The 23,537-nt window shown below is 54.6% G+C and carries 22 protein-coding genes; 8 read left to right on the top strand and 14 right to left on the bottom strand.

Going from position 1 to position 23,537, the window contains the following annotated elements; translation table 11 throughout:
* Positions 1-12: 12 nt before the first annotated feature.
* The 10 genes from atpA to asnC form a co-directional block, all read right to left on the bottom strand.
* On the bottom strand, positions 13-1,554 hold the full coding sequence (gene atpA / locus CWM58_RS25590) for a F0F1 ATP synthase subunit alpha (protein ID WP_012543303.1): 1,542 nt from the start codon (positions 1,552-1,554) through the stop codon (positions 13-15).
* Between the two features lie 12 nt (positions 1,555-1,566).
* Positions 1,567-2,100, bottom strand: a complete 534-nt coding sequence (atpH, locus tag CWM58_RS25585) for a F0F1 ATP synthase subunit delta (protein ID WP_004202307.1) — start codon at positions 2,098-2,100, stop codon at positions 1,567-1,569.
* Between the two features lie 14 nt (positions 2,101-2,114).
* Entirely contained in the window at positions 2,115-2,585 is a 471-nt protein-coding gene (gene atpF / locus CWM58_RS25580; protein ID WP_004107293.1) for a F0F1 ATP synthase subunit B, read from the bottom strand.
* A gap of 50 nt (positions 2,586-2,635) precedes the next feature.
* On the bottom strand, positions 2,636-2,875 hold the full coding sequence (gene atpE, locus CWM58_RS25575) for a F0F1 ATP synthase subunit C (RefSeq protein WP_000429386.1): 240 nt from the start codon (positions 2,873-2,875) through the stop codon (positions 2,636-2,638).
* Positions 2,876-2,923: 48 nt separating this feature from the next.
* Positions 2,924-3,739: a F0F1 ATP synthase subunit A gene (gene atpB, locus CWM58_RS25570; protein WP_016162026.1), complete on the bottom strand. Its 816-nt coding sequence runs from the start codon at positions 3,737-3,739 to the stop codon at positions 2,924-2,926.
* Between the two features lie 7 nt (positions 3,740-3,746).
* Entirely contained in the window at positions 3,747-4,127 is a 381-nt protein-coding gene (gene atpI / locus CWM58_RS25565) for a F0F1 ATP synthase subunit I (RefSeq protein ID WP_100682101.1), read from the bottom strand.
* Positions 4,128-4,743: 616 nt separating this feature from the next.
* Positions 4,744-5,367: a 16S rRNA (guanine(527)-N(7))-methyltransferase RsmG gene (gene rsmG, locus CWM58_RS25560; protein WP_100682100.1), complete on the bottom strand. Its 624-nt coding sequence runs from the start codon at positions 5,365-5,367 to the stop codon at positions 4,744-4,746.
* 116 nt (positions 5,368-5,483) lie between these two features.
* Positions 5,484-7,373, bottom strand: a complete 1,890-nt coding sequence (mnmG, locus tag CWM58_RS25555; RefSeq protein ID WP_061156287.1) for a tRNA uridine-5-carboxymethylaminomethyl(34) synthesis enzyme MnmG — start codon at positions 7,371-7,373, stop codon at positions 5,484-5,486.
* 381 nt (positions 7,374-7,754) lie between these two features.
* Complete coding sequence (gene mioC / locus CWM58_RS25550) at positions 7,755-8,195, bottom strand: FMN-binding protein MioC (RefSeq protein WP_008806716.1); 441 nt, start codon at positions 8,193-8,195, stop codon at positions 7,755-7,757.
* Positions 8,196-8,293: 98 nt separating this feature from the next.
* Positions 8,294-8,752, bottom strand: coding sequence for a transcriptional regulator AsnC (asnC, locus tag CWM58_RS25545; RefSeq protein ID WP_002882510.1), 459 nt, complete (start codon positions 8,750-8,752; stop codon positions 8,294-8,296).
* 152 nt (positions 8,753-8,904) lie between these two features.
* Between asnC and asnA the strand changes: the two genes are divergently transcribed.
* Complete coding sequence (gene asnA, locus CWM58_RS25540) at positions 8,905-9,897, top strand: aspartate--ammonia ligase (protein WP_032733977.1); 993 nt, start codon at positions 8,905-8,907, stop codon at positions 9,895-9,897.
* 4 nt (positions 9,898-9,901) lie between these two features.
* On the opposite strand, the gene viaA is transcribed toward asnA, so the two are convergent.
* Together viaA and ravA are read right to left on the bottom strand one after the other, a co-directional pair.
* Positions 9,902-11,350 (bottom strand): ATPase RavA stimulator ViaA, encoded by a 1,449-nt coding sequence (viaA, locus tag CWM58_RS25535; protein WP_008806714.1) that lies wholly within the window; start codon positions 11,348-11,350, stop codon positions 9,902-9,904.
* Positions 11,347-12,846 carry an ATPase RavA gene (gene ravA / locus CWM58_RS25530; protein WP_061156285.1) on the bottom strand — a complete coding sequence of 500 codons (1,500 nt, stop codon included), beginning with the start codon at positions 12,844-12,846 and terminating at the stop codon, positions 11,347-11,349. The genes viaA and ravA overlap by 4 nt, the downstream gene beginning before the upstream one ends.
* A 217-nt stretch (positions 12,847-13,063) precedes the next feature.
* On the opposite strand from ravA, the gene kup reads away from it, so the two are divergent.
* The 7 genes from kup to rbsR all read left to right on the top strand — a co-directional run bounded on the left by kup (position 13,064) and on the right by rbsR (position 20,971).
* Positions 13,064-14,932 (top strand): low affinity potassium transporter Kup, encoded by a 1,869-nt coding sequence (gene kup, locus CWM58_RS25525; protein ID WP_061156284.1) that lies wholly within the window; start codon positions 13,064-13,066, stop codon positions 14,930-14,932.
* 185 nt (positions 14,933-15,117) lie between these two features.
* Positions 15,118-15,537: a D-ribose pyranase gene (gene rbsD, locus CWM58_RS25520; RefSeq protein WP_002882527.1), complete on the top strand. Its 420-nt coding sequence runs from the start codon at positions 15,118-15,120 to the stop codon at positions 15,535-15,537.
* Between the two features lie 10 nt (positions 15,538-15,547).
* Positions 15,548-17,053 carry a ribose ABC transporter ATP-binding protein RbsA gene (rbsA, locus tag CWM58_RS25515; protein WP_100682099.1) on the top strand — a complete coding sequence of 502 codons (1,506 nt, stop codon included), beginning with the start codon at positions 15,548-15,550 and terminating at the stop codon, positions 17,051-17,053.
* A 5-nt stretch (positions 17,054-17,058) separates the two neighbouring features.
* Positions 17,059-18,024, top strand: a complete 966-nt coding sequence (gene rbsC, locus CWM58_RS25510) for a ribose ABC transporter permease (RefSeq protein WP_008806709.1) — start codon at positions 17,059-17,061, stop codon at positions 18,022-18,024.
* Positions 18,025-18,051: 27 nt separating this feature from the next.
* Positions 18,052-18,942, top strand: a complete 891-nt coding sequence (gene rbsB, locus CWM58_RS25505) for a ribose ABC transporter substrate-binding protein RbsB (RefSeq protein ID WP_012969238.1) — start codon at positions 18,052-18,054, stop codon at positions 18,940-18,942.
* A 100-nt stretch (positions 18,943-19,042) separates the two neighbouring features.
* Positions 19,043-19,975: a ribokinase gene (rbsK, locus tag CWM58_RS25500; protein WP_162678220.1), complete on the top strand. Its 933-nt coding sequence runs from the start codon at positions 19,043-19,045 to the stop codon at positions 19,973-19,975.
* A gap of 3 nt (positions 19,976-19,978) precedes the next feature.
* On the top strand, positions 19,979-20,971 hold the full coding sequence (rbsR, locus tag CWM58_RS25495; RefSeq protein WP_077274715.1) for a ribose operon transcriptional repressor RbsR: 993 nt from the start codon (positions 19,979-19,981) through the stop codon (positions 20,969-20,971).
* On the opposite strand, the gene mdtD is transcribed toward rbsR, so the two are convergent.
* Together mdtD and CWM58_RS25485 are read right to left on the bottom strand one after the other, a co-directional pair.
* The gene (mdtD, locus tag CWM58_RS25490) at positions 20,968-22,365 is read right to left on the bottom strand and encodes a multidrug transporter subunit MdtD (protein WP_100682098.1); all 1,398 of its coding nucleotides are present in this window, start codon (positions 22,363-22,365) and stop codon (positions 20,968-20,970) included. The genes rbsR and mdtD overlap by 4 nt on opposite strands.
* A 12-nt stretch (positions 22,366-22,377) precedes the next feature.
* Positions 22,378-23,079: a FadR/GntR family transcriptional regulator gene (locus tag CWM58_RS25485; RefSeq protein WP_100682097.1), complete on the bottom strand. Its 702-nt coding sequence runs from the start codon at positions 23,077-23,079 to the stop codon at positions 22,378-22,380.
* Between the last annotated feature and the right edge of the window lie 458 nt (positions 23,080-23,537).

The following is a 23,537-nucleotide window of genomic DNA, read 5'->3' as shown; positions in this document are numbered from 1 at the left end:
GACCGCCAGACGTTACCAGGACTGGGTTGCTTTGAAGGAATCGAGGATGCCTTTCAGCTTGCCTTCGATTTCGTCGTTATAGCCACCGGACTGGTTAATCTCTTGCATCAGCGGAGCGTGATCACGGTCGACGTAAGCCAGCAGAGCGGCTTCGAAGCTACCGATTTTCGCCAGTTCTACATCAGCCAGGTAACCACGTTCTGCTGCGAACAGAACCAGAGACTGCTGCGCAACGGACATCGGCGCATACTGTTTCTGTTTCAGCAGTTCGGTCACTTTCTGACCGTGGTCCAGCTGTTTGCGCGTTGCATCGTCAAGGTCGGATGCAAACTGGGAGAACGCTGCCAGTTCACGATACTGCGCCAGTGCGGTACGGATACCACCGGACAGTTTCTTCATGATCTTGGTCTGCGCTGCACCACCAACACGGGATACGGAGATACCCGGGTTAACCGCAGGACGAATACCGGCGTTAAACAGGTTGGTTTCCAGGAAGATCTGACCATCGGTAATGGAGATTACGTTGGTCGGAACGAATGCGGAAACGTCACCCGCCTGCGTTTCGATAATCGGCAGCGCGGTCAGAGAACCGGTTTTCCCTTTCACTTCACCTTTGGTGAAAGCTTCAACGTATTCGGCGTTAACACGCGCAGCACGCTCCAGCAGACGAGAGTGGAGGTAGAATACGTCGCCCGGGAAGGCTTCACGTCCTGGCGGACGACGGAGCAGCAGGGAGATCTGACGATAAGCAACAGCCTGTTTAGACAGGTCATCGTAAATGATCAGCGCATCTTCGCCGCGGTCGCGGAAGTATTCGCCCATTGCGCAACCAGCGTATGGCGCCAGGTATTGCAGTGCAGCAGATTCGGATGCAGTCGCTACCACCACGATGGTGTTAGCCAGCGCGCCGTGCTCTTCCAGTTTACGCACCACGTTAGAGATGGTGGACGCTTTCTGGCCGATAGCAACATAGACGCACTTGATACCGGAATCACGCTGGTTGATGATGGCATCGATAGCCAGCGCAGTTTTACCGGTCTGACGGTCGCCGATGATCAGTTCACGCTGACCACGACCGATTGGGATCATGGCGTCAACGGATTTATAACCGGTCTGTACCGGCTGATCGACGGACTGACGTTCGATTACGCCCGGTGCGATCGCTTCTACGGCGGAGAAACCGTCGTTTTCCAGCGGACCTTTACCATCAATTGGCGCGCCCAGGGTGTTAACCACACGGCCCAGCAGGCCGCGGCCAACCGGAACTTCCAGGATACGGCCAGTACATTTAACCTTCATGCCTTCGGCGAGGTCAGCATACGGACCCATCACCACGGCACCAACGGAGTCGCGCTCCAGGTTCAATGCGATAGCGTAACGGTTACCCGGCAGGGAGATCATCTCACCCTGCATACATTCGGCAAGGCCGTGGATGCGGATAACACCGTCACTTACAGAAACAATAGTACCTTCGTTATGAGCTTCACTCACAACATTGAACTGAGCAATGCGCTGCTTGATCAGTTCGCTGATTTCGGTGGAATTCAGTTGCATGCTCCAGTCCCCTTAAGACTGCAAGACGTCTGCAAGGCGATCAAGACGGCCGCGTACGCTGCCATCAATGACCATATCACCCGCACGGATGATAATACCTGCCATAACAGACTTATCGATTTTGCAATTCAGCTTAACTTTGCGTGACAGACGTTTTTCCATCGCGCTGACGATCCTGGCAAGCTGTTCATCACTCAGTTGGTTGGCAGATATTACTTCTACCTCTGCGATGGCCTCACTGGCCGCGCGCAGGTGAATGAATTGCTCAAGAACGTCCGGGAGCACTTTCAGACGATTGTTTTCCGCCATCACCTTAATCAGGTTCTGGCCGTTTTCGTCGAGTTGCTCACCGCAGATAGCGATAAACGCTTCTGAGAGCGTTTCCGGCGCCAAAGCACCGGAGAGAAGCTCTGCCATTTGGTCGTTTTTGGTCACTTCGGCGGCAAACGCCAGCATATCCTGCCAGCGTTCAACACTGTTGTGTTCGACGGCAAAGTCAAAAGCTGCTTTGGCGTAGGGGCGAGCTACCGTTACAAATTCAGACATCAGCCCCTCCCTCCTTACAGTTCAGCGACAAGTTTATCCACGATGTCGCTGTTAGCAGCTTCATCCACGGAACGTTCGATGATCTTCTCGGCGCCAGCAACAGCCAGGATAGCGACCTGCTTACGCAGCTCCTCACGTGCACGTTTACGCTCAGCATCAATTTCAGCCTGCGCTTGTGCAACGATTTTGGTGCGTTCCTGTTCTGCTTCAGCTTTAGCTTCGTCCAGAATCTGAGAGCGACGCTTGTTCGCCTGCTCAATGATTACCTGGGCTTCCGCTTTCGCTTTTTTCAGCTGGTCGGTCGCGTTGGCCTGTGCAAGGTCCAAATCTTTCTTAGCGCGTTCTGCAGAAGCTAAACCGTCAGAAATCTCTTTCTGGCGTTTTTCGATGGCAGCCATTAAAGGCGGCCATACGTACTTCATGCAGAACCATACGAAGATAACAAACGCGATGGCCTGGCCGAGGATTGTTGCGTTCATGTTCACAGCACAATACCTCTTTAATTAACTCTGTGGCTTAGGTTTCTAACAACTTACTACGCGACGGCGAACATCACGTACAGACCCAGACCTACAGCGATCATCGGGATAGCATCCACCAGACCCATAACGATAAAGAACTGAGTACGCAGCAGAGGAATCAGATCCGGTTGACGCGCTGCGCCTTCCAGGAATTTACCTCCGAGGATGCCGATACCGATCGCAGCACCGATTGCCGCCAGACCCATCATCACAGCGGCAGCCATGTACAGCAGATCCATATTCAGGTTTTCCATGACAGTCTCCAGTTTGTTTCAGTTAAAACGTAGTAGTGTTGGTAAAAATCAATGCTCTTCGGACGCCATCGACAGATAGACAATCGTCAGAACCATGAAGATGAAGGCTTGCAGCGTAATAATCAGGATGTGGAAAATGGCCCAAGGCACATTCAGAATCCACTGTGACCACCACGGCAACAGACCAGCAATCAGAATGAAAATCAGCTCACCGGCATACATGTTGCCGAACAGTCGCAGACCAAGAGAAACCGGTTTGGACAGCAGGCTTACCCCTTCAAGGATTAAGTTGACAGGAATGAACGCCCAGTGATTGAACGGCTGCATGGTCAGTTCTTTAACGAACCCACCTACGCCTTTCATTTTGATGCTGTAGAAAATGATCAGGATGAACACGCCAAGCGCCATCGACAGGGTGATGTTCACGTCGGCAGACGGAACCACGCGCAGTGCAGGCAGGCCGAGTATGTGCTCACCGATCCAAGGTAAGAAATCGATAGGCAAGAGGTCCATCAGGTTCATCAGGAAGACCCAGACGAACACGGTCAGCGCCAGCGGCGCGATAACCTTGCTCTTGCCATGGTACATGTCTTTGACGCTGCCATGGACGAAGCCGATGATCATTTCGATGAAGGTTTGGAATTTCCCTGGTACGCCGCTGGTCGCTTTCTTAGCAACGCTACGGAACATGGCAAGGAACAGCAGACCGAGAACCACCGAGAAGAACATGGAGTCAATGTTGAGCGTCCAGAAGGTGGCTGTGTGGTTGTGCGGATCCACCAGCGAGAATGTACGTAGGTCCAGCTGAAGGTTGTTCAGATGGTGTCCTATGTAATCCTGCGGCGTCATATTTTCTGAAGCCATGATGCCTTTACCCTTTGTTGTTAATTACAGCTGGCGCCAGAACTTGTACCACCAGCACCAAAACCCACGTCACGATCAGCGGCATAAATACCACTTTTAAAACAGCCAGCGCCATCGCCAGAAGGGCGAAGGTCAGCAACACCTTGAAGGCTTCACCGAAGGCGAAGGTCCAGGCCACACGGCCTTTTGCTGGTGTATGCGCCTGATGACGCCAGGCAAAAATCATAAACATCAGGTTTGGCAAAACCACTGCCAAACCGCCGCATAATGCGGAAATGCCCCAGAAGGGGTCTTTGAGGCTGAACAGCAGTCCACTTGCTATTACTGCCAGTAACTGAATAAACAGAAGCTTGCGAGCAACGTTTCGACTCAAGAGCGACACTGACATCACGTTTTTACTCCTGCTCCCTTTGAGGTATGTCGCGTGTCGTATAAAACGTCCTTTAAGACGAAGAGTCAAGCATCAAAAAGCGGACAAATTATACGGTGACGCCCCGTGAATTCAAACAATAAGTAGCAAAATAGTGAATAAATGTTTAATTATTTTCCAACGGACAACTTTCCGTGCATTTCAGCGTTCTGTGAGCGGTCATACAAAACTGCAAATAGTGAGTAAACACGGCAATTAAAGCGTGCATTAGATCACATAATAAACATTTCACGTGCCCTTTAATGAATCAAGGACATAAAACACTATTTTTCATGCTTTTGATATTCAAGATAAAAAGTGAGGACATTATCTAAAACAACCCCACATACAATAAAAACCTTTTATTGACATTTATAATAAAAATTTAACATCACTATGCTGTTTATCCGTGTCGATTTTTAGCACACTGATATTTTCAAAGTTGACTATTTTGTCAGTGAATCACTTACGCTAAGTTAACTGCAAGAAAAGCCATAGTAAAAACATGGTTAAATGCAGCCCGATAATATCGGAAGGTGACCTTTATTTTTGTAACATCCGCAGGCCACATTTTTTCCACATTTTTTGATAAAAACTAACGCGATTTTGGCGTGATCACCACCAGGTGCCGCTCCCCTTCCAACTGAGGAACATGCAGCTCAATCACCTCGGCAATGGCATATCCTTCCGGCAGATTTTCCATTTCTTCTTTTTGCGCTAACCCTTTGAGCGCATAGAAGTGACCGTTCGCCGCCGGCAGATGATGGCACCAGCTCACCATATCATTGAGCGACGCGAAGGCGCGACTAATGACCCCATCAAACGGCGGTTCGGCAGGGAAGGCTTCCACGCGACTTTGCACCGGAGTAATGTTCTCCAGATTCAGTTCATGCTGCACCTGACGCAGGAAGCGCACGCGCTTGCCGAGACTGTCGAGCAGGGTGAAATGCGACTCCGGACGCACGATGGCCAATGGAACACCAGGGAGTCCCGGTCCGGTCCCGACATCGATAAAGCGCGACCCCTGCAGATAAGGCGCCACGATGATGCTGTCGAGGATATGACGCACCAGCATCTCATTCGGATCGCGAACGGAAGTCAAATTATAGGCTTTGTTCCACTTATCGAGCAGCCCGACATAAGCCACCAGCTGGTTTTTCTGGTGATCGGTGAGCGAAATACCCGCTTCATCCAGCAGACGAGAAAGTTTGTTGAGCACGGTCAGTACCTTCAAAAAATAATGAGCCCGGAGGCGCTAACGCTTACCGGGCTATGAATGATAAAGGCGAACGCTGATTATGCAACTGCGAAATCAGCGCTGGCAGGTGGCCGCAATCAGGCGCTGCGGCGCAGCATCCCCTGCTTTTTCAGCCAGACCAGCAAAATAGAGATCGCCGCCGGCGTGATCCCGGAAATACGTGACGCCTGCCCTATCGACGACGGCTTATGGTCGTTCAGTTTGGCGATCACTTCGTTAGACAGCCCGGTGACCTGGCGGTAATCGAGCGTCGCCGGCAGTACGGTATTCTCATTGCGCTGCTGTTTCTCAATCTCATCCTGCTGGCGAGCGATGTAGCCTTCATACTTCACCTGGATCTCTACCTGCTCGGCCGCTTGTTGATCCTGCAGGCCTGGCGCAAACGGAGAAAGCTGTACCAGCTGTTCGTAGGTCATTTCCGGACGACGCAGCAGATCTTCACCACTCGCTTCACGTGACAACGGCGCGGTCAGGTGAGCGTTCACTTCGGCAGCGCTCTCTGCCTGCGGGTTCACCCAGGTCGATTTCAGACGCTGGCGTTCACGTTCAATGCTTTCCAGCTTCTCGTTGTACCGCGCCCAGCGTTCATCGTCCACCAGACCCAGTTCGCGCCCCTGTTCGGTCAGGCGCAGGTCGGCGTTATCTTCGCGCAGCATCAGACGATATTCGGCACGGGAGGTAAACATGCGGTACGGTTCTTTGGTACCCAAGGTGCACAGGTCATCCACCAGCACGCCGAGATAAGCCTGATCGCGACGCGGCGCCCAGCCCTCTTTTTCCGCAGAGAAGCGGGCGGCGTTAAGACCGGCCAGCAGACCCTGAGCAGCGGCTTCTTCATAACCGGTGGTACCGTTGATCTGTCCGGCAAAGAACAGACCCTGAATGAATTTGCTCTCAAGCGTTGGCTTCAGATCGCGTGGGTCGAAGAAATCGTACTCAATGGCGTAGCCGGGACGGACGATCCGCGCGTTCTCCATCCCCTGCATTGAGCGGACGATTTGCATTTGCACATCAAACGGCAGGCTGGTGGAGATGCCGTTCGGATAAATTTCGTTTGAGGTCAGGCCTTCCGGTTCAAGGAAGATCTGATGCTGATTGCGATCGGCAAAGCGCATGACTTTGTCTTCGATCGACGGACAATAGCGTGGTCCGATCCCTTCGATCACCCCAGCGTACATTGGGCTGCGATCGAGGTTATTGCGGATCACGTCATGGGTTTTCTCGTTGGTGTGGGTGATATAGCACGGCACCTGGCGCGGATGCTGATCCGCGGATCCCATGAACGAGAAGACCGGCATTGGGTTATCACCGTGCTGTTGCGCCAGCACGCTGAAATCGATGGTACGGGCGTCAATACGCGGTGGGGTTCCGGTTTTCAGGCGGCTTACACGCAGCGGCAGCTCACGCAGACGACGAGACAGTGGAATTGACGGCGGATCGCCGGCACGCCCGCCGCTGTAGTTGTCCAGACCAATATGGATTTTGCCATCGAGGAAGGTCCCGACGGTCAGCACCACCGCTTTGGCACGGAATTTGAGGCCCATCTGAGTGACGGCGCCCACGACGCGATCGTTTTCCACAATCAGATCTTCCACCGCCTGCTGGAAGATCATCAGGTTCGGCTGGTTCTCCAGCGCGGTGCGTACCGCCTGACGATACAGCACGCGGTCTGCCTGGGCACGAGTGGCACGTACCGCGGGCCCTTTGCTGGCGTTTAGTATCCTAAACTGAATACCCGCCTGATCGATCGCGGTTGCCATCAATCCGCCGAGTGCGTCCACTTCTTTTACCAGGTGTCCTTTCCCAATGCCGCCAATCGCCGGGTTGCAGCTCATCTGCCCCAGCGTGTCGATATTGTGTGTCAAAAGCAGGGTTTGTTGGCCCATTCGCGCTGCGGCCATCGCGGCCTCAGTGCCTGCATGACCCCCGCCAATGATAATGACGTCAAAAGGATCCTGATAAAACATGGTGATCTGCCTCGCATAACGCGGTTTGAAAATGGATTGAAGCCCGGGCCGTGGATTCTACTCGGCTTTGCTCTTTTGAGAAAGACTCCGGGATCCTGAGTATTAAAAAGAAGATCTTTATATAGAGATCTGTTCTATTGTGATCTCTTATTAGGATCGACTCTCTTTGTGGATAAGTCGGATCCGCGAAGTAAGATCAAATGCTTAAGAAGGATCACTATCTGTGAATGATCGGTGATCCTGGTCCGTATAAGCTGAGATCAAAATGAAGGGTTATACACAGCACAAAAACCATACGACGGTTATTCTTTGGATAACTACCGGTTGATCCAAGCTTTTAAGCATGGTTATCCACAGAAGATCCGACGATCTTTACAATTCTCAGAGCAAATTTTTCCAGGATCCCAGCCAGATTTCCGCTGGATCCTCCGGAATTTCATGTTCCAGTACGTTAATTTTCAGCGTTTCGCCAATCTGTTTTGCGCCGCTGGCCTTCAATGCTGCTTCTAATTTATCGATCGCGCCGCAGAAGGTGTCGTATTCGCGGCTGCCGATCCCGATGGCGCCAAAGCGCACGGCGGAAAGATCGGCCTTCTGCTCCAGCAATGCGTCATAGAAGGGAACCAGGTTGTCGGGAATGTCGCCGGCGCCATGCGTTGAAGAGATAACTAACCAGATCCCTTCCGCCTGCAGATCGTCAACCAGCGGACCGTGCTGGATTTCAGTGCTGTAGCCGGCTTCTTCCAGCTTTTCCGCCAGATGCTCTGCTACATATTCCGCACTGCCCAAGGTGCTGCCGCTGATAAGTGTAATGTCTGCCATGATCGCCGATCGCCCGCTCAACTGTTCAGAGTGGCGTATTGTACGCTGTGAGCGAGCTGGGATCTACCTGTGGAAAAATGTGGGATTAAAAAAAGCGATCAGGGCTTGATGGTACGCATGATAGGGTTCTGCAGCACGATCAGAGTCTCGGTGGACTGAATTTCATCAATTGTTTGGATCTTGTTGATAAGTACCTGCTGCAGGGCATCGATGGATTTACACATCACCTTAATAAAGATGCTGTAGTGGCCGGTGGTGTAATAAGCCTCGGTGACCTCCTCCAGGCTTTCCAGGCGAGCAAGGGCGGAAGGGTAGTCCTTGGCGCTCTTGAGAATAATGCCGATAAAGCAGCCGACATCATAGCCCAGTTGCTTGGGGCTAACGTCAATGCGCGCTCCGGTAATGATGCCCGCCTGCTTCATCTTCTCAACACGTACGTGAATGGTGCCTGGGCTGACGCTGAACTGTTTGGCCAGTTCGGCGTAGGCGGTACGAGCGTTGGCCATCAGTGCATCGAGAATGCCGCGGTCCAGATTGTCGATCTGATAATTTTCCATATCTTTTTCTTATGAAGTTTGAGGGTTCTTACTATTTTAGCGTCATATTTTGATGAATTAAAAGTTGATGAGGCTTTTTATTGATTGATTATTGTATTACTGGCCTGTTTTGTTGCTTAATCAATGGCAACAGGACGCAGGAGTCATAAAAAATGAAAACCGCATACATCGCAAAACAACGCCAGATTAGTTTCGTTAAATCCCATTTTTCCCGTCAGCTGGAAGAGAAGCTTGGCCTGATTGAAGTCCAGGCGCCGATCTTAAGCCGCGTAGGAGATGGGACACAGGACAACTTGTCCGGCTGCGAGAAAGCGGTTCAGGTAAAAGTGAAAACACTGCCCGACGCCCAGTTCGAAGTGGTTCATTCGCTGGCGAAGTGGAAGCGTCAAACCCTGGGACAACACGACTTCAGCGCGGGCGAAGGGCTGTACACGCACATGAAGGCCCTTCGCCCCGATGAAGACCGTCTGACGCCTATCCATTCTGTCTATGTCGACCAGTGGGACTGGGAGCGCGTGATGGGGGATGAAGAGCGTCACGTCGGCACCCTGAAGGCAACCGTCGAGGCGATCTACGCCGGGATCAAAGCTACCGAGCTGGCGGTCAGCCAGGAATTTGGCCTGAAGCCGTTTCTGCCGGAACAGATCCATTTTGTTCACAGCCAGGAGCTGCTGAGCCGCTATCCCGATCTTGATGCCAAGGGCCGTGAGCGAGCCATTGCCAAAGAGTTGGGGGCCGTCTTCTTAATTGGTATCGGCGGCAAACTGTCTGACGGTAAGCGCCACGACGTGCGTGCGCCGGATTATGATGACTGGAGCACAGAGGTTTCTGAAGGCTTTGCCGGTCTGAACGGCGATATCCTGGTATGGAACCCGGTGCTGGAAGATGCTTTCGAGATCTCCTCAATGGGGATCCGCGTTGACGCTGAAGCGCTGAAGCGCCAGCTGGCCGTGACCGGCGATGAAGATCGCCTACAGCTTGAATGGCACCAGGCGCTGCTGCGCGGCGAGATGCCGCAGACTATCGGCGGCGGCATTGGTCAGTCTCGTCTGACGATGCTGCTGCTGCAGCTTGACCATATCGGCCAGGTGCAGTGCGGCGTATGGCCGGCGCAGGTTCGCGAAAGCGTTTCCGCGCTGCTGTAATGAATTAGCGCCGCCAGCGTCGCAGCAGGCGGCTACGCAGCCCGGTATCAAAGCGCCAGATATGATCGAAGATGCGCATGATGCCGGGTTTGCCGTGTACTGACATCGCCACCGCGTGAAAACGGTGCTGGTGCTTACGCTGTAGTTCCCCCACCTGAGCAATCACCTCATCCGGCAACCGCTGGGCGATAAAGTCAGAGATCACGACGGCATCCGCATCCACCCACTGGGGGTTTTGCAGACGTTCAATGATGGCGCGAAAACAGCTGGCCAGATCGGTACCGCCGCGAAAGCGCTGGCTTAAAAAGCGGATCGCCTGCTCCAGCCCGCGCTCGCTGGTCAGTTCGTAATGCACCACTTCGCTGGAGAACAGCATAATAAAGCAGCGACGGTTATCGGCCAGCGCGACGCGCATCAGGGCCAGACAAAAGGCCTTAGCGCACTGCTCGTTAAAACCGCCCATCGACCCTGACGTATCGACGCAGACAATAAAGGGCCCGCGCGGCTGTTCATCAAAATCCTGCCGTGTTACCGGGCGTTCGGTGATTTTCTCACGCCAGGCGTCGCCATGCAGCCGGTAGGTGAGCAGCTGTTTCTCCACCAGCTTGCGATAAAATTCAAACTCCAGCTCCGTGATGCCGAGTGTCGCCAGCTCCGGCGGCAGCAGGCGAAGAATGTCGTCACTCTGCTGGAGGCCGTCGACTTGCTCCGGCACTGTCGCTGGCTCGCGCACCAGGCTGCGAAAGGTTTCCATCGGGGCGTCTTTCTTCGGCACGGATTTCGCTTCCCGCGAACGTCCGAGCTGTTCCGCCAGCTGCAGTAGCTCCGGTTGCTGGTTGAGAAAATCGCCATAGCGCACGATCAGCTGATAGTCGCCGCGTTTGAGTTCGCCAGCGCTCATATCCCACAGACGCCCGGCGGCAGTGTCATTTTCCGCCAGTACCGGATCGAGCTGACCGCTGAGCGTCATTCGTTCCTGGACCTCGCTGAGTAACTGATCGCGTTCTTCATCCAGCAGCTGCTGGTTAAGGCTGGTGGCTTGCACCACCAGGCTCAGGCGCCAGCGCTGTAAAAACAGCGTATGCAGCGCTGGGGTAAAGGTGGCATTGTCATCCACCAGCTTCTGCGCCTGAGCGGCAAAAGGAGACTGTAGCTGGTGCAGTTTGCCGAGGATCTGCGGGAGCTGGACAATAAACTGCGAGGTAGAGAGTAGCTGAGCCTGCTGATAGGTTTGCACTTCGGCGTCCAGATCCGGCGGGACGTTAACTTCTTTCAAACGGGCGCGAACGGCTTCACGCCAGCGCGGAATATCCGCCGCGATGATGTTTTTCAGGCGGGGAAATTTTTCAAAGAACACTGCCAGCTGAGGAGAGGCCAGCAGCGCCAGCAGCATCTCCTCGATCATTCCCTCTTCGCTGACTGCCAGCATGACATTCAGCATATCGAGCGTCATGGCTGCTTCGCCTGTTTAATCTGCGCGCCGACGTCCTGCAGGCTGGCTTCGATTCTTCCCAGCCACTCGACCGGGATAAACAGACATTTTTGCTGCTCGCTGAAGCGGTTGTGTTGCTGGTGCCACTCATCATCGAGCGCCTCCAGCTGTTGGCGAATTTCTGCCGGCATGTTCTCCTGCGATGCGCTACCGGGCAGCGCGAGGCGTGAGCCCTGCAGGCTGACGTCGCGGACGACCAGGTGCTGGCTGGTGTCGACATCCATATTGAGCAGTTGGGCAAAGCCGATCCCGTTGAGCTTACCGCGGATCTCACCGCCTTTTTCCAGCCAGTTGGCTAACGCCTCGCGTTCAAAAGTAATGTGGATCACTTCCATATCGTGAAGTTTGAGCGGCTGCTGCAGCAGCAGCGTCAGGGTGGCCCCCTGGATCTCCACCGGCAGTTCATAGTGCGGTTTGCGGCTAAACATCCCGCCAAGGCGGGTGACCTTCAGCGCCGTTTTATCGCTTTGCTGCTGTTGGATCTGAATGCGTCGCTGGACAATGGCCCCCAGCCGCGTCAACATCGCCTGCTGTTGCCAGGCGTGACAGGTCATTAGCGTTTCCAGCTGCTGCGACATCAGGTTCATGCTCTCGACGTTGTGCCACAGACAATCTTTCAGCAGGATCAGATCTATCGGCGCGATGCTGTCGCGCCCGCTGAAGAAGGCGCTGGCCTGCAGCAGGCGAATGGCCTTTTTCCAACGGCGATCCGAGACGTACGGCGCATTTGGTAGAGCATCCAGCTGCTGGCGGAGCTGGAATATCAGCTCAAACACCGCGTCTGGCAGTTTGATATTGCCGATCTGCTGCTGCCATTGGGTAAACTCTTCGTCGCTAACCTGCAGCGCGCTGGGCACTGGATTGATGTTTTCATCCTGCTGGCTGAGCAGCATTGAACGGAAATTACCTTTATCCTGCACTTTATCAAGCCACAGACGGATCAGCATTCGGTCATACAGCGCTTCCAGACTGCTGTCGGCTTCGGGGAGTTCGTTCGACGCGGCCACCAGCAGGCGCATCGGGATTTTCTCTTCGTGCGCGCCATTGCGGAAGTGACGTTCGTTAATCGCCGTCAGCAGGGTGTTGAGGATGGCCGGACCCGCTTTCCATATTTCATCGAGAAACACGATTTCTGCTTCCGGCAGGTAGCCGGCGGTTAAACGTTCGTAACGGCCTTCATCTTTCAGCGCCTGAATGGACAGTGGCCCAAAAACCTCTTCCGGGGTGGAGAAGCGGGTCATCAGGTATTCAAAAGCGCGCGCCTGCTGGAAGGCGAACTTGAGGCGGCGGGCAATCAGGCTTTTGGCGATCCCCGGTGGGCCGAGCAAAAAAACGCTCTCACCGCTGAGCGCCGCCAGCAGGCAGAGGCGTATTGCGTGGCTGCGTTCAAAGAGTCCTTTTTCGAGTGCCGCGCTGAGCCGGGAAATTCTTTCAGCCAGTAAATGTGTTTGAGCCATAATTGAGTTGCGTGCTTTGTCATGTATCGTTATTGGGTCGAGTATAGATGTTAGAGCAGGGGCGGTAATAGCCTGAAGAATCGATTTATTTTTTTTGAGCCAGGTTAATATGGTGTCTGTTAGGGGTACGATTTCGCAAATAATCGTGCATACTGTGCGCTTTTTGTGGGCCAAGGGACTAGGCACACATTTGTTTTATAAACGAAAAGACTAGTCTATGAGCACTGATAATAAACAATCGTTGCCGGCATTAACGTTGGCGGCCATCGGCGTGGTGTACGGCGATATCGGTACCAGTCCACTGTATACCTTGCGCGAATGCCTGTCAGGTCAGTTCGGCTTTGGCGTTGAGCGCGATGCCGTGTTTGGCTTTTTGTCGCTGATTTTCTGGCTGTTAATCTTTACCGTATCGATTAAATACATCACCTTCGTAATGCGGGCGGATAACGCCGGGGAAGGGGGGATCTTAACGCTGATGTCGCTGGCCGGACGTAATACCTCGGCCCGAATGACCTCCGTACTGGTGATCCTCGGCCTGATCGGCGGTAGCTTCTTCTATGGCGAAGTGGTGATTACGCCGGCGATTTCCGTTATGTCGGCGATAGAGGGGCTAGAAATTATCGCTCCGCAGCTTGATACCTGGATTGTCCCTATTTCCATTATCGTGCTGACCCTGCTGTTTGTGATCCAGAAGCACGGGACCGGAATGGTCGGCAAGCTGTTTGCGCCGATTATGCTGATTTGGTTCCTGTTGCTGGCAGTGCTTGGCGCGCGCAGCATCCTCGATAACCCGGAAGTTCTGCAGGCGCTAAACCCCTACTGGGCGGTGCACTTTTTCCTGCAGTACAAAACGGTTTCCTTTATTGCGCTCGGTGCGGTGGTGCTGTCGATTACCGGGGTGGAAGCGCTGTACGCCGATATGGGGCACTTTGGCAAACTGCCGATCCGCGTGGCCTGGTTCTCCGTCGTGCTGCCCTCGCTGGTGCTGAACTACTTTGGCCAGGGCGCGCTGCTGCTGAAGCACCCGGAAGCGATTAAAAACCCGTTCTTCCTGCTGGCGCCGGAGTGGGCGCTGATCCCGATGTTGATTATCTCCACTCTCGCGACGGTTATCGCCTCGCAGGCGGTGATCTCCGGGGTCTTCTCCCTGACCCGTCAGGCAGTGCGTCTGGGCTATCTGTCGCCGATGCGCATTATCCACACCTCGGAAATGGAGTCCGGGCAGATTTACATCCCGTTCATTAACTGGCTGCTGTACGTTTCTGTGGTTATCGTCATTGTCAGCTTTGAGCACTCTTCTAATCTGGCGGCGGCGTACGGTATCGCGGTAACGGGCACCATGGTGCTGACCTCCATTCTGTCGGCAACGGTGGCGCGCAAAAACTGGCACTGGAATAAGCTGTTTGTCGGCCTGATGCTGGTGGCCTTCCTGTGTATCGATATTCCGCTGTTCTCGGCGAACCTCGATAAGATTGTCTCCGGTGGCTGGCTACCGTTGTCTCTGGGGCTGGTGATGTTTACGGTGATGACCACCTGGAAGAGCGAGCGTTTCCGCCTGCTGCGCCGGATGCACGAGCACGGTAACTCGCTGGAAGCGATGATCTCTTCGCTGGAGAAGTCACCGCCGGTGCGTGTGCCGGGTACCGCGGTGTATATGTCCCGCGCCCTGAACGTGATCCCGTTTGCCCTGCTGCATAACCTGAAGCACAACAAGGTGCTGCATGAGCGAGTGATCCTTCTGACCTTGCGCACCGAAGACGCGCCTTACGTGCATAACGTTCGCCGGGTGCAGATTGAGCAGTTGTCGCCGTCGTTCTGGCGGGTGGTGGCCAGCTACGGCTGGCGGGAAACGCCAAACGTTGAAGAAGTATTCCATCGCTGTGGCCTGGAAGGACTCAGCTGCCGGATGATGGAGACCTCGTTCTTTATGTCGCATGAGTCGCTGATTATCGGCAAACGACCGTGGTATCTGCGTCTGCGCGGCAAGCTTTATCTGCTGCTGCAGCGTAACGCCCTGCGCGCGCCGGATCAGTTTGAAATCCCGCCAAACCGGGTTATCGAGCTCGGTACCCAGGTCGAAATATGATGTAAAAAAAGCCCTTCCATTGCGAAGGGCTTTTTGTTTCTCACTCCGGCTGTAACGTCCTGTCTATGCTTCGCGAAACGTTTCGATGGCGATCACATTTCTCTTCTCTGATGATGGTTTTCTGCTCACACATTGATAATAATTATTTTAGCGAAACGTTTCGCTAGTGGAGCAAAAGAGAAAAAATGAAAAAAGGCACCGTACTTAACGCTGATATTTCCGCGGTCATTTCCCGCCTGGGCCACACCGATACGCTGGTGGTCTGCGATGCCGGATTACCGGTTCCCCGCAGCAGCACGCGCATTGATATGGCGCTGACGCAGGGCGTACCTTCATTTATGCAGGTGCTGGAAGTGGTGACGACGGAAATGCAGGTTGAAGCGGCTGTTATCGCGGAAGAGATTAAAACCCATAATCCGCAGCTCCACGCGACGTTGCTCACTCACCTTGAGCAGCTGCAGCAGCACCAGGGAAATACCATTGAAATTCGTTACACCAGTCATGAGCAGTTCAAAAAACAAACCGCAGACAGTCAGGCGGTAATTCGCAGCGGGGAGTGTTCCCCGTTTGCGAATATCATTCTCTGTGCCGGCGTCACGTTCTGAGGTCGCCGTCATGGAAGCCTTATTGCAACTGAAAGGGATCGACAAAGCGTTCCCTGGCGTCAAGGCGCTCTCCGGCGCGGCGCTGAATGTCTATGCCGGTCGGGTGATGGCGCTGGTAGGGGAAAATGGCGCCGGCAAGTCCACTATGATGAAGGTGCTGACCGGGATCTACACCCGTGATGCCGGCTCTTTGCTGTGGTTAGGCAAAGAGACGACCTTTAACGGCCCAAAATCCTCCCAGGAAGCCGGGATCGGCATCATCCACCAGGAACTGAACCTGATCCCGCAATTAACGATTGCCGAGAACATCTTCCTTGGCCGCGAGTTCGTTAACCGCTTCGGCAAAATCGACTGGAAGCAGATGTATACCGAAGCCGACAAGCTGCTGGCAAAGCTGAATCTCCGCTTTAACAGCCAGAAGCTGGTGGGCGATCTGTCGATTGGCGATCAGCAAATGGTGGAGATCGCCAAAGTGCTGAGCTTCGAGTCAAAGGTCATCATTATGGATGAACCGACCGATGCGCTGACCGATACCGAAACCGAATCGCTGTTCCGCGTCATCCGCGAACTGAAGTCACAGGGGCGCGGCATTGTCTATATCTCCCACCGTATGAAAGAGATCTTCGAGATTTGCGACGATGTCACCGTCTTTCGCGACGGGCAGTTTATCGCCGAGCGCGAAGTGGCTTCTCTGGATGAAGACCGTCTGATCGAGATGATGGTTGGCCGCAAGCTGGAGGAACAGTACCCGCATCTTGATAAAACGCCGGGTGCGGTACGCTTGAAAGTCGACAATCTCTGCGGCCCGGGCGTGGAAAATGTGACCTTTACCCTGCGCCAGGGAGAAATCCTGGGTGTTGCCGGGCTGATGGGCGCCGGACGGACCGAACTGATGAAAGTGCTGTACGGCGCGCTGCCGCGCAGCAGCGGCTCCGTGACGCTGGATGGCCATGAAGTGGTGACTCGTTCGCCGCAGGACGGTCTGGCGAACGGCATTGTCTATATCTCCGAAGATCGTAAGCGCGATGGCCTGGTTCTCGGGATGTCGGTAAAAGAAAACATGTCCTTGACTGCGTTGCGCTACTTCAGCCGGGCGGGTGGCAGCCTCAAACATAAAGATGAACAGCAGGCGGTCAGTGATTTCATTCGGCTGTTTAACGTAAAAACGCCGTCCATGGAGCAGGCGATCGGCCTGCTTTCCGGCGGCAACCAGCAAAAGGTCGCCATTGCCCGCGGGCTGATGACCCGGCCGAAGGTGCTGATCCTTGATGAACCGACCCGCGGCGTCGACGTCGGGGCGAAGAAAGAGATCTACCAGCTCATCAATCAGTTCAAAGCCGATGGCCTGAGCATCATTCTGGTCTCCTCTGAGATGCCGGAGGTGTTGGGCATGAGCGATCGCATCATTGTGATGCATGAAGGGCATCTCGGCGGTGAATTCACACGCGAGCAGGCCACCCAGGAAGTATTGATGGCTGCCGCTGTGGGCAAGCTTAACCGTGTGAATCAGGAGTAAGAAAGATGACAACCCAGGCTGTTACTGGTCGCCGTTATTTCACGAAAGCGTGGCTGATGGAGCAAAAATCGCTGATTGCCCTGCTGGTGCTGATCGCGGTGGTATCGACCATGAGCCCCAACTTTTTTACCGTCAATAACCTGTTCAATATCCTGCAACAGACCTCCGTTAACGCCATCATGGCGGTAGGGATGACGCTGGTCATACTGACCTCGGGGATCGACCTGTCCGTCGGCTCCCTTCTGGCGCTCACCGGTGCGGTGGCGGCGTCGATTGTTGGCATTGAGGTTAATGCGCTGGTGGCGGTCGCTGCCGCCCTCGCATTAGGTGCCGCGATCGGCGCAGTCACCGGGGTGATTGTGGCGAAAGGCCGCGTGCAGGCCTTCATCGCCACCCTGGTGATGATGCTGCTGCTGCGCGGTGTGACCATGGTGTATACCAACGGCAGCCCGATCAATACCGGCTTTAGCGATAACGCCGATCTGTTCGGCTGGTTTGGCATCGGGCGTCCGCTGGGGATCCCGACGCCGGTATGGATCATGGCGATTGTCTTCCTGGCGGCCTGGTACATGCTGCACCATACTCGCCTGGGCCGTTATATTTACGCTCTGGGCGGTAATGAAGCGGCGACGCGTTTGTCCGGGATTAGCGTCAATAAAGTCAAAATTATCGTCTACGCCTTGTGCGGGATGTTGGCGTCGCTGGCTGGGATCATCGAAGTGGCGCGTCTCTCCTCCGCGCAGCCGACGGCGGGGACGGGCTATGAGCTGGACGCCATTGCGGCGGTGGTGCTCGGCGGCACCAGCCTCGCGGGCGGTAAAGGACGCATTGTCGGCACGCTGATTGGCGCGCTGATCCTTGGCTTCCTGAATAATGGTCTTAATCTTTTAGGCGTTTCTTCCTATTACCAGATGATCGTTAAAGCGGTGGTGATTTTGCTGGCGGTACTGGTAGATAACAAAAAGCAGTAACTGAGAACTCTACAGGACATCTTAACTATGAATATGAAAAAACTGGCGACCCTGGTCTCTGCTGTTGCGCTAAGTGCGACCGTCAGCGCGAACGCGATGGCCAAAGACACCATCGCTCTGGTTATCTCTACCCTGAATAACCCGTTCTTCGTGTCGCTGAAAGACGGCGCGCAAAAAGAAGCTGACAAGCTGGGCTACAACCTGGTGGTGCTGGACTCCCAGAACAACCCGGCGAAAGAGCTGGCGAACGTCCAGGATTTGACGGTGCGCGGCGCCAAGCTGCTGCTGATCAACCCCACCGACTCTGATGCCGTCGGCAACGCCGTGAAGATGGCAAACCAGGCGAAAATCCCGGTCATCACCCTTGACCGTCAGGCCACAAAAGGTGATGTCGTGAGCCACATTGCGTCTGACAACGTGCAGGGCGGAAAAATGGCTGGCGATTACATCGCGAAAAAAGTGGGTGAAAGTGCGAAAGTCATTGAGCTGCAGGGCATTGCCGGAACTTCTGCGGCGCGCGAGCGCGGCGAAGGCTTTAAACAAGCTGTGGCGGCGCACAAGTTCAATGTCCTGGCCAGCCAGCCGGCTGATTTCGACCGTACCAAAGGGCTGAACGTGATGCAGAACCTGCTGACCGCACACCCTGACGTGCAGGCGGTGTTCGCGCAAAATGATGAAATGGCGCTCGGCGCTCTGCGTGCGCTGCAGACTGCAGGCAAATCCGATGTGATGGTGGTTGGATTTGACGGCACTCCGGATGGCGAAAAAGCAGTAAACAGTGGCAAACTGGCGGCGACCGTCGCACAGTTGCCGGAGCAGATCGGCGCGAAAGGCGTTGAGACGGCTGATAAGGTACTGAAGGGCGAAAAAGTGGAAGCTAACTACCCGGTTGAGCTGAAGCTGGTCGTTAAGCAGTAATATGCGATTCGGACTGGCAACGGTCCGAGGGACAATATAAAAAAAGAAAAGCAGGGCATGCGCCACCGGATCCCGGTGGCGCGCTTTCCCGGGAACAGAAATGATGAAAACTGCAGGCAAACTTGTCGTCCTTGGCAGCATCAATGCCGATCACATTCTTAACCTTGACACTTTCCCGACGCCGGGTGAGACCGTCACCGGCAACCACTATCAGGTGGCGTTCGGTGGTAAAGGGGCTAACCAGGCGGTGGCCGCCGGGCGCAGCGGAGCGGATATAGCGTTTATCGCCTGCACCGGCGATGACGATATCGGTGAACGCATCCGTCGTCAGTTGGCGAGCGACAAAATCGACGTGGCGCCCGTGCGCGCGGTCGCCGGGGAAGCGACCGGCGTGGCGTTAATCTTCGTTAACGCCGAAGGTGAGAATGTCATCGGTATTCATGCCGGCGCCAATGCGGCGCTTTCCGTCTCCCAGGTTGAGGCCGAAAAAGAACGTATCGCCAGCGCACAGGCACTGTTAATGCAGCTGGAGACGCCTCTGGAGAGCGTGCTGGCGGCGGCGAGAATCGCTCATCACCATCAGACTACCGTGGTGCTGAACCCCGCGCCAGCGCGTGAGCTCTCAGATGAGTTGCTGGCGCTGGTGGATATCATTACCCCCAACGAAACCGAAGCGGAAAAGCTGACGGGTATTCGCGTTGAGAGCGACGAGGATGCGGCAAAAGCCGCCGACGTGCTGCATGCCAAAGGCATTGGTACGGTGATGATCACCCTCGGCAGCCGCGGCGTCTGGCTCAGTGCCGAAGGCGAAAGTCGTCGGATCCCGGGCTTTCGTGTGCAGGCCATTGATACTATCGCGGCCGGTGATACCTTTAACGGTGCGCTGGTAACCGCGTTGCTGGAAGGGACTTCCCTGCCAGAAGCGATCCGCTTTGCGCATGCCGCGGCGGCGATCGCCGTGACCCGCAAAGGCGCACAGCCGTCCGTGCCGTGGCGCACAGAGATTGATGAATTTTTAGCGCAACAGGGGTAATGCTTGGCTACGATGAAAGATGTGGCCCGCATCGCGGGCGTTTCCACATCGACGGTGTCACACGTCATCAATAAGGACCGTTTTGTCAGCGAGGCGATTACCGCCAAAGTAGACGCTGCGATCAAAAGCCTCAACTACGCGCCCTCTGCGCTGGCGCGTAGCCTCAAGCTTAATCAAACCCGCACCATCGGCATGCTCATCACCGCCAGTACCAATCCGTTTTATTCGGAGCTGGTGAGGGGCGTGGAGCGCAGCTGTTTTGAGCGGGGTTATAGCCTCGTACTCTGTAATACGGAAGGTGATGAGCAGCGAATGAATCGTAATCTGGAGACGCTAATGCAAAAACGCGTCGATGGACTACTGCTGCTGTGCACGGAGACCCATCAGCCTTCTCCGGAAATTATGCAGCGCTATCCGTCGGTACCGACGGTCATGATGGACTGGGCTCCCTTTGATGGCGATAGCGATCTGATTCAGGATAACTCGCTGCTTGGCGGCGATATGGCGACCCAGTATCTGATTGACCAGGGGCATTCGCGCATTGCCTGTATTGCCGGCCCGCTGGATAAAACCCCGGCGCGTCTGCGTCTTGAAGGTTACCATGCTGCGATGGCGCGCTGCGGCCTGCCGGTTGCCGACGGATACGTGGTGACCAGTGATTTTGAGTTTGGCGGCGGGTTTAGCGCGATGCAGCAGCTGCTGGTTTTGCCGCAGCGGCCGCAGGCGGTATTTGTCGGCAACGATGCCATGGCGGTTGGCGCTTATCAGGCCTTGTACCAGGCCGGTTTGCAGATCCCGCAGGACATGGCGCTGGTGGGCTACGATGATATTGAGCTGGCACGCTATATGACGCCGCCGTTGACCACCATTCACCAGCCAAAAGATGAGCTGGGAGAACTGGCCATCGATGTGCTGATCCATCGAATGGCCGATCCGCAGCAAAAACAGCAGCGCGTTCAGTTAACGCCGGAGCTGGTGGTTCGCGGCTCCGCTTAGCGTTTGTGCCGCTCGCTAATCAGATTACGGCCATCCTTCGCTCTTAACAGCATAAACATCAACGCCGACACGATGGTGATCACGCCCATGGTTATAAAGGTATAGTGAAACTGCTGTACCGTGCTGGCATTGTCAAAACCTTCATAGAAGCGCAGCACCGCAGCGCTGATGGCCACCCCGAGACTGATTGAAAGCTGCTGGGTCACCGCCAGCAGGCTGTTACCGCTGCTGGCATTGTCATCCGTCAGGTCGGCCAGCGTAATGGTATTCATCGAGGTGAACTGCGTGGACATCGCCATCCCCAGCACAAACAGTGGCAGAAGAAGCATCCACAGCGGCATCTCTGGCGACTGCAGCGAGAACTGGGCAATCATGAGGCCAATAAATACCGTGATCCCCACCAGGGTCTTACGATAGCCAAACCAGCGCAGCACCTGGGTAACGGTAGATTTCGCAATAATGGAGCCGATAGCGGTAGGGGCAATCATACAGCCGGCGATAATGGCCGGATAGCCGAAGCCAACCTGCAGCATCAGCGGCATCAGAAACGGCACACAGCCGGTACCTAAACGCGTGGCAAGGTTGCCAGCAATGCCGACTGAGAAAGTATGCGTCTTAAATAAAGAGAGCGAGATAAGCGGCGCAGGATGGCGGCGCGCGTGGCGAACATAGGCCACGAGCAGTAACAGACTGACGGCAATCACGGCCAGCGCCAGCCATGTCGCCACGATTTTTTCTCCAAACAGTTCAATACCGCTGGAAAACAGTACCAGGCTTAAGCCAAATAACAGAAAACCGGTTATATCGAAGCGCCTGCGCGGCGTCGTGAAATTTGGCATGAATTTGCGGGCATAGAGAATACCGATGATGCCGATGGGAATGTTTATCAGGAAAATCCAATGCCAGCTGGCCCAGGTGACAAACACCCCGCCGAGCACGGGGCCCAGTATCGGCCCCACCAGACCTGGCATGGTCACAAAGTTGAGTACCGGAAGCAGCTCGCTGCGGGGATAGGCGCGCAGCAGCGCCAGTCTCGCCACCGGCATCATCATCGCCCCGCCGATCCCCTGAATCACCCGAAAAATGACCAGCTCCATTAATGAGCTGGAGAGCGCGCAGGCGAGGGACCCCAAAGTGAACAAGCTAACAGCGATGATAAAGACCCGGCGCGTGCCGAAGCGATCGGCCAGCCAGCCGCTGACCGGGATCAGCATCGCCACCGTCAGCGTATAGCTGATAATGGCCGACTGCATTGCTAAGGGGGAACGATTAAGACTGTGGGCAATAGCCGGGAGGGCAGTGTTAAGAATGGTGGCATCCAGTGCCTGCATAAAGAAGGCCATCGCCGCGATCCACGGCAGGCCGGCCATGCTGCGCCCTTTTTTTCTGCTCATGCCAATTCCTTGTTATTGATTTACGTGGTGAGGGGCGTTCAACAACGCCTGACAGGCGAGCAAGGCACCTGGCGCATCACTGTTGAGAATGGCATCGACAATCGCCTGGTGGAGATCGAGCTTCACCACTTCATTTTGCGTAATCGACGTGAAGTAGGTGTGGTAGACCGAATGAAATAAAGAAGCGAATGAGCTGAGGAAAGGATTACCGCTCATTTCATAGATGTGTTCATGCCAGGCCATATCGACATCTATCCAGCGATCGCGCTGAAAATGACGTTTCAAGGCAATCATCTCTTCCATTAAGGTATTGAGCTGCGCTTTTTGCTCTGCGGTGCCGTTAGCGGCAGCGAGAAAACAGGCTTGTGGCTCCAGGCTGCTGCGCATGACGAGAAAGTGGCTCACCACTTCTTCGAAGTTATCTTCTGTTAGCCACCAGGACAGCAGTTCCTTATCCAGGAAGTTCCAGCTGCTGCGCGGCATCACCCGGGTGCCAATGCGAGGTCGAGGTAGCAACATGCCTTTTGCCGTAAGCGTCTTCACCGCTTCACGGACGGCGGTACGGCTTACGCCGAACTGCTCCCCCAACTCCATCTCGCCGGGAAGAATGCTTTCCGGCTGATATTCGCCAGTCAGTATTTTTTGGGCGAGCTTCTCGGCCAGTACCCAGGAGATGTTCTTTTGTGCCGCCAGTTGCTGTGCGCTTAAAGACATAAATGCCGTTCCTTTCTTTTCTTTACTCTAACAGTATGCCACCAGGCGCCCCGTTTCGTCGGTTAAAACAGCAAAACGGCGGTTTTTTGCGACATTCCTCGCCGCTTTGTTGAAAAAAGAGACGGTTGAAAAGTTTTTTTGAATTTCCCCTTGTCACCTCAGAATTACTCCCTATAATGCGCCTCCACTGACACGGAACAACGGCAAGCAAGCCGCCGGGTCAGCGGGGTTCCGGTGAGAACCTCGCAGAGAAAAGCAAAAATAAATGCTTGACTCTGAGGCGGGAAAGCGTAATATGCACACCCCGCGCCGCAGCGAAAAACGAAGCGGCACTGCTCTTTAACAATTTATCAGACAATCTGTGTGGGCACTCAAAGTGACATGGATTCTTAACGTCCTCGGACGAAAAATGAATACCAAGTCTCTGAGTGAACATACGTAATTCATTACGAAGTTTA

Source organism: Klebsiella sp. H-Nf2, from assembly GCF_002806645.1.
GTDB lineage: Bacteria > Pseudomonadota > Gammaproteobacteria > Enterobacterales > Enterobacteriaceae > Klebsiella > Klebsiella variicola.
This window is presented reverse-complemented; position numbering and strand designations above follow the sequence as displayed.